Source organism: Intrasporangium sp. (genome assembly GCF_036566125.1).
Lineage (GTDB): Bacteria > Actinomycetota > Actinomycetes > Actinomycetales > Dermatophilaceae > Intrasporangium.
Genome location: NZ_DATCWX010000270.1, coordinates 1 through 5,055 on the forward strand (window position 1 = coordinate 1; position 5,055 = coordinate 5,055).

Consider the following 5,055-nt stretch of genomic DNA (forward strand, 5'->3'; position numbering starts at 1 on the left):
GGCTGGCGCTCCTCGTCGCCGGGCTCCTCCTCGTCAGCTGGCTGGCGTTCCTCATCCTCGTGCCCGTCTTCGCGTGGGCCACCATCACCCGGGTCGACAACGTTCCTCCGGGTGAGCGCCCGGCGGACACGTCCGGGCACAACTACCTCCTCGTCGGCTCGGACAGCCGTGAGGGCCTCACCGCCGAGCAGCGCCGCGAGCTCAAGACCGGCAAGGCAGGGGGCAACCGCACCGACACGATCATGCTCGTCCACGTCTCCGAGAGCGGCGGCAAGCCGGTCCTCATCTCGATCCCGCGTGACTCCTACGTCCCGATCCCGGGCCAGGGCAGCAACAAGATCAACGCCGCGTTCGCGTTGGGCGGCCCCAAGCTGCTCACCCAGACGGTCGAGCAGGTCACCGGGTTGCACATCGACGGCTACCTCGAGATCGGGCTCGGCGGCTTCGCCGGCATGGTCGACGCGCTCGGCGGCGTCGAGCTGTGCGTCCCGCGTGATATGCAGGACGACAAGGCCGGCATCGACCTCAAGAAGGGCTGTCAGGTCCTCGACGGCAAGAATGCCCTCGGCTACGTCCGTTCCCGCTACGAGGACCCGCTCGGGGACATCGGCCGCGCCAACCGGCAGCGGCAGTTCCTCGGCGCCCTGATGAAGCAGTCCGCCACGCCGTCCACGGTGCTCCTCCCCTGGCGCTACAAGACCTTCGTCGATGCCGCCGCCGGTGGCGTGGCGGTGGGCGAGGAGACGTCGATCTTCGACGCCTACCGCATCCTCCAGGCGATGCGGGCCGTCAGCAGCGACGAGGGACTCTCCCTGACGGTCCCGATCGCCGACATGTCCTTCCCGACCAACAACGCCGGAGTGGCCGTCAAGTGGGACAGCGAGCGCGCCCTGGCCCTCTTCAACGCACTCCGGGACGACGAACCCCTGACCGAGCCGCCCCCCGGGACGACTCCGGGGCAGGACGGGAAGTGAGGTGCCCATGACCGGCGCGCTCTTTCCCGCCGACGTGCTCGCCCGACTTGTCTCGAGCGACTCGGGCCGGCCACGGCTCACGTGGTATGACGACACGCCCGGCCCGACGAACGGTGAGCGGATCGAGCTCAGCGCCCGGGTGCTGACGAACTGGGTTGCCAAGGCGGCCAACCTGCTGCAGGACGACTGCGCCGCCGGACCGGGCACGACGGTCGGGCTCGACGTGCCGGCGCACTGGCGAGGGGTCTACTGGGCGCTGGCAACGTGGTCCGTCGGCGCGACGATCGTCCTCGGAGATTCGGCGGCCGACTCGGATGTCCTGGTGACGACGGACCCGCCGACCGCGGCTGCGCATGGCGGCGATGCCCTGCTCCTCTCCCTTCCGGCTCTGGCGCGCGCGCACCCCGAGGCCGCCGACGCGGGAGGCGCCGTCGACGAGGCGAAGGAGCTGTCGACCCATGGCGACCAGTTCTCCCCGATGTCCGACCCGGAGGGCGGGGACCTCGCGCTGAGCTCCGACGGACTCGACACGACCTACGCCGACCTCGTCGTGCTGCGATCCGAGTGGGGCGCCGCACCGCGGGTCGCCGTCGACGGTCACCTGAAGGCGCTGCTCGCCACGTGCCTGAGCGCATGGGCCGCCGATGGATCCGTCGTGGCGATGCGTGGCTCCGCCGGCACGGATCCCGACGCCCTTGCCCGCAGGCTCGAGAGCGAAGGCGTCACGCTTCCTCTCCTGCCCGACTGACACGCCCGGACTCGGGCGGGCCAATGCGCGACGAAGCCCTCTAGGCGGAGAGGCGGTCGAAGAGCGACCACGTGCGGGACGCCACGACTCCGGTGCTGGCCAGGCCGGCCTTCGCCTGGGCCTCCTTCACGGCCGCGCGGGTCCGTTCGTCGAAGCAGCCCGTGACCCGAACGCGCAGCACCCGCTGGACCGCCGCGACGTGCGGCCCGCTGTCGCCGAGCCGGAGCACTGTCGTGCGCTGGCCGACGAACGGGAACTCGCGGGCCTCGAGCACGTCCCACAGGTCCGGCGTGACCACCCCGGTGTCGGGGAGCGCGAGGGAGCGCTGCTGCCCGATCACCCTGTCCCGGGTGACCGAGCCGAAGACGCCGTCGACCGCGATGCCGCCGAGCGCCCGCTGCAGGGTCCGCACAGCGGCGCCGCGCGAGCCCATTGCGAGGACAACGTCCTTGTATGGGGTGTAGCTCGTCGCGGTCGAGATGGTCGCGACGGCACGACTCGCCGGGATGGCGCCGACCGGCACGGTGGCGAAAGCAGTCATGACCTCTGCCTCCTCTTCCCGCACGTGTTCAACGGCACCATTTATTCACTTGAGTCACATTGATAACAAGTCCGAGGTGCTAACTACACCAACGTAATTCGTTGGGGTCCCCCGCCACCATGCGCACGTATGCCGCTGAGCCGGCTCCCGAGGTCAGGTGACCGTGGGAGCGAGCCCAGCGGCATACGGCATCGTGGGTCGTCTTGCCTGTGGCCGGCGTCACGTGGTGACCCACCACCGCACGACCGCTGAAGTGGGGTCACCCCACCCCTTCGGGTTCCCGGTAGCCCTATAGAGTCCGATCCATGGACAAAGTCGTCTCCACTCCACAGGAGGCCATCGCCGGAATCAGCGACGGCATGTCGCTCGCGGTCGGTGGCTTCGGTCTGTGCGGCATCCCGAGCGTGCTCATCGCGGCGATCCACGACGCCGGCATCAGCGATCTCGAGGCGATCTCGAACAATTGCGGCGTCGATGACTGGGGCCTGGGGATCCTGCTCCGGGACAAGCGGATCCGGCGGATGGTCGCCTCGTACGTCGGGGAGAACAAGGAGTTCGAGCGGCAGTACCTGCACGGCGAGCTCGAGGTCGAGCTGACCCCGCAGGGCACCCTGGCCGAGCGGCTGCGCGCGGGCGGCGTCGGGATCCCGGCGTTCTTCACGATCACCGGCTCCGGGACGCAGGTCGCCGAGGGTGGCCTGCCGTGGCGGTACGACGCCGACGGGAACGTCGCGGTCGCCTCCCCGGCCAAGCAGACCCAGGACTTCGAGGTCGACGGTGAGAGCAGGACGTTCGTCCTCGAGCAGGCCATCCGCGCCGACTTCGGGCTGGTCCGCGCGGCCAAGGGCGACCGGCACGGCAACCTCGTGTTCAACCAGTCGGCGCGCAACTTCAACCCCCTCTGCGCGATGTCCGGCAAGGTGACCGTGGCCGAGGTCGAGCAGCTCGTCGAGCCGGGTGAGCTGCACCCGGACGAGGTGCACCTGCCGGGCATCTTCGTGCACCGGGTGCTGCCGCTGACCCCGGACCAGGCCGCCGAGAAGCGCATCGAGCGGCGCACCGTCCGACCCCGCATCGACGCCGCGCAGACCGAGAAGCAGGAGGCCTGAGATGGCACTGACCCGCGAGGAGATGGCCGCGCGAGCGGCCGAGGAGCTGTCCGACGGCGCCTACGTCAACCTCGGCATCGGCCTGCCGACGCTCGTGCCCAACTACGTGCCCGACGACGTCGAGATCGTGCTCCAGTCGGAGAACGGCATCCTCGGGGTGGGGGCCTACCCCTACGACGGTGAGGAGGACCCGGACCTGATCAACGCCGGCAAGGAGACCGTGACGCTGCGCAAGGGCGCCTCGTTCTTCGACTCCGCGACCTCATTCGGGATGATCCGCGGCGGCAAGGTCGACGCGGCCATCCTCGGCGCGATGCAGGTGAGCGAGACGGGCGACATCGCGAACTGGATGATCCCCGGCAAGATGGTCAAGGGCATGGGCGGCGCGATGGACCTGGTCCACGGCGCCAAGCACGTCATCGTGCTCATGGAGCACAACGCGCGGGACGGCTCGTACAAGATCGTCAAGGAGTGCTCGCTGCCCTACACCGGCCGCGGCGTGGTCCAACGGATCATCACCGACCTGGCCGTGTTTGACGTCACCGACGACGGGCTCGTGCTGCGCGAGCTCGCACCGGGCGTCACCGAGGACGAGGTCCGCGAGAAGACCGAGCCCGACTTCACGGTCGACTTGGGCTGATTGCGCCCAACCCCGTCGCCGACCCCGTCAGTCCGGCGCCACGTCGACAGCTCGAGCCCCTCGGCGTGCGCGCCGGGGGCTCGTTGGCCCCAGGTCCGTAACCTGGCTGTAATATGACCGGGCACTGAGGTGGCGGCGACTGCGCGCCCGCATCCAACCCGTTCCAGGAGACCAGGTCCATTGCCGACGCGATACACCGCGCCCTTGCCCGTGCCACACAAGGACCGCGTCCCCGTGAAAGTCGCCAAGGCGCTGGTGGGCGCCGTCAAGCACGCTCCGCGGACACCGGACGAGGCTCGCACGCGATTCGATCGGTACGTCGACCGCACGCTCATCGTGCCGGACTCGCGTCGTGACGCCCTGGTCCGGCACTGGGGTGGCGCCGTCTCACGGCTCTCGCGCATTCCCGGGGGCGCGCGCGGCACGATCAGCACCACCTGGAATCTCAGCAGCCGGATGCTCAAGCACGGCCACCCGGACTCGGCGCGAACCCTGCTCGAGACGGTCGCGCGCGCGTTCCCGGAGGCTGACTCGAGCGCCGGCGTGCGCGCCAGGGTCCACGTCGTGGATCTGAACGCGGGCAGGGAGGTCGGAGACGTCGGCCCGCTCATCGCGCAGTCGCTCCGGCTGGCGGATGAGGCGTGGGAGCAGGGCAACATCGATGACGCCGCCGCCCGGCTGCAGGATGCGTTCGACGTGGCGCTGCATCGCGTCCACCACTTCGAGGACCGGCCCAGCCCGTACGCCGAGGACCCGGACGCGTTCCTGGCGCCCTTCCGTGCCTCCGCGGCCTTTCGAGCGGCCGCCACGCCGTCCGGTAACCGGCGTCCGGCGCCACCTGCTCACGGATCGGAACGACCGCATCGCCTCCTCTTCGCGACGGCGACGAACTTCAACTTCGCGCGCGGCATCATCGAGGAGTACTCGGAACGTGAGGACGTCGAGGTGCGCCAGGTCGACATCCGCACCCTCGAGGACGGGCCATGGCGCCCGAACCCCGCGGACCTGACCCGCAACCGGCTGCGACAGGCAGCCGGCACGCC

The 5,055-nt window shown here is 70.0% G+C and carries 6 protein-coding genes; 5 read left to right on the forward strand and 1 reads right to left on the reverse strand.

Features of this window, described 5'->3' with window-relative positions; all coding sequences use genetic code 11:
- Nucleotides 1-2: 2 nt before the first annotated feature.
- Nucleotides 3-974: an LCP family protein gene (locus VIR15_RS16690; protein ID WP_331929773.1), complete on the forward strand. Its 972-nt coding sequence runs from the start codon at nucleotides 3-5 to the stop codon at nucleotides 972-974.
- Nucleotides 975-981: 7 nt separating this feature from the next.
- Complete coding sequence (locus VIR15_RS16695) at nucleotides 982-1,722, forward strand: TIGR03089 family protein (protein WP_331929775.1); 741 nt, start codon at nucleotides 982-984, stop codon at nucleotides 1,720-1,722.
- A 40-nt stretch (nucleotides 1,723-1,762) separates the two neighbouring features.
- Here the strand turns inward: VIR15_RS16695 and VIR15_RS16700 are convergent, their stop codons facing one another.
- Complete coding sequence (locus VIR15_RS16700; protein ID WP_331929777.1) at nucleotides 1,763-2,263, reverse strand: peptidoglycan-binding domain-containing protein; 501 nt, start codon at nucleotides 2,261-2,263, stop codon at nucleotides 1,763-1,765.
- Nucleotides 2,264-2,568: 305 nt separating this feature from the next.
- Between VIR15_RS16700 and VIR15_RS16705 the strand changes: the two genes are divergently transcribed.
- From VIR15_RS16705 to VIR15_RS16715, 3 genes are all read left to right on the forward strand, one after another.
- Entirely contained in the window at nucleotides 2,569-3,372 is an 804-nt protein-coding gene (locus tag VIR15_RS16705) for a CoA transferase subunit A (protein ID WP_331929779.1), read from the forward strand.
- A gap of 1 nt (nucleotide 3,373) precedes the next feature.
- Complete coding sequence (locus tag VIR15_RS16710) at nucleotides 3,374-4,012, forward strand: CoA transferase subunit B (RefSeq protein ID WP_331929781.1); 639 nt, start codon at nucleotides 3,374-3,376, stop codon at nucleotides 4,010-4,012.
- Nucleotides 4,013-4,216: 204 nt separating this feature from the next.
- On the forward strand, nucleotides 4,217-5,055 hold an 839-nt coding region (locus VIR15_RS16715), incomplete at its 3' end, for a hypothetical protein (protein ID WP_331929783.1).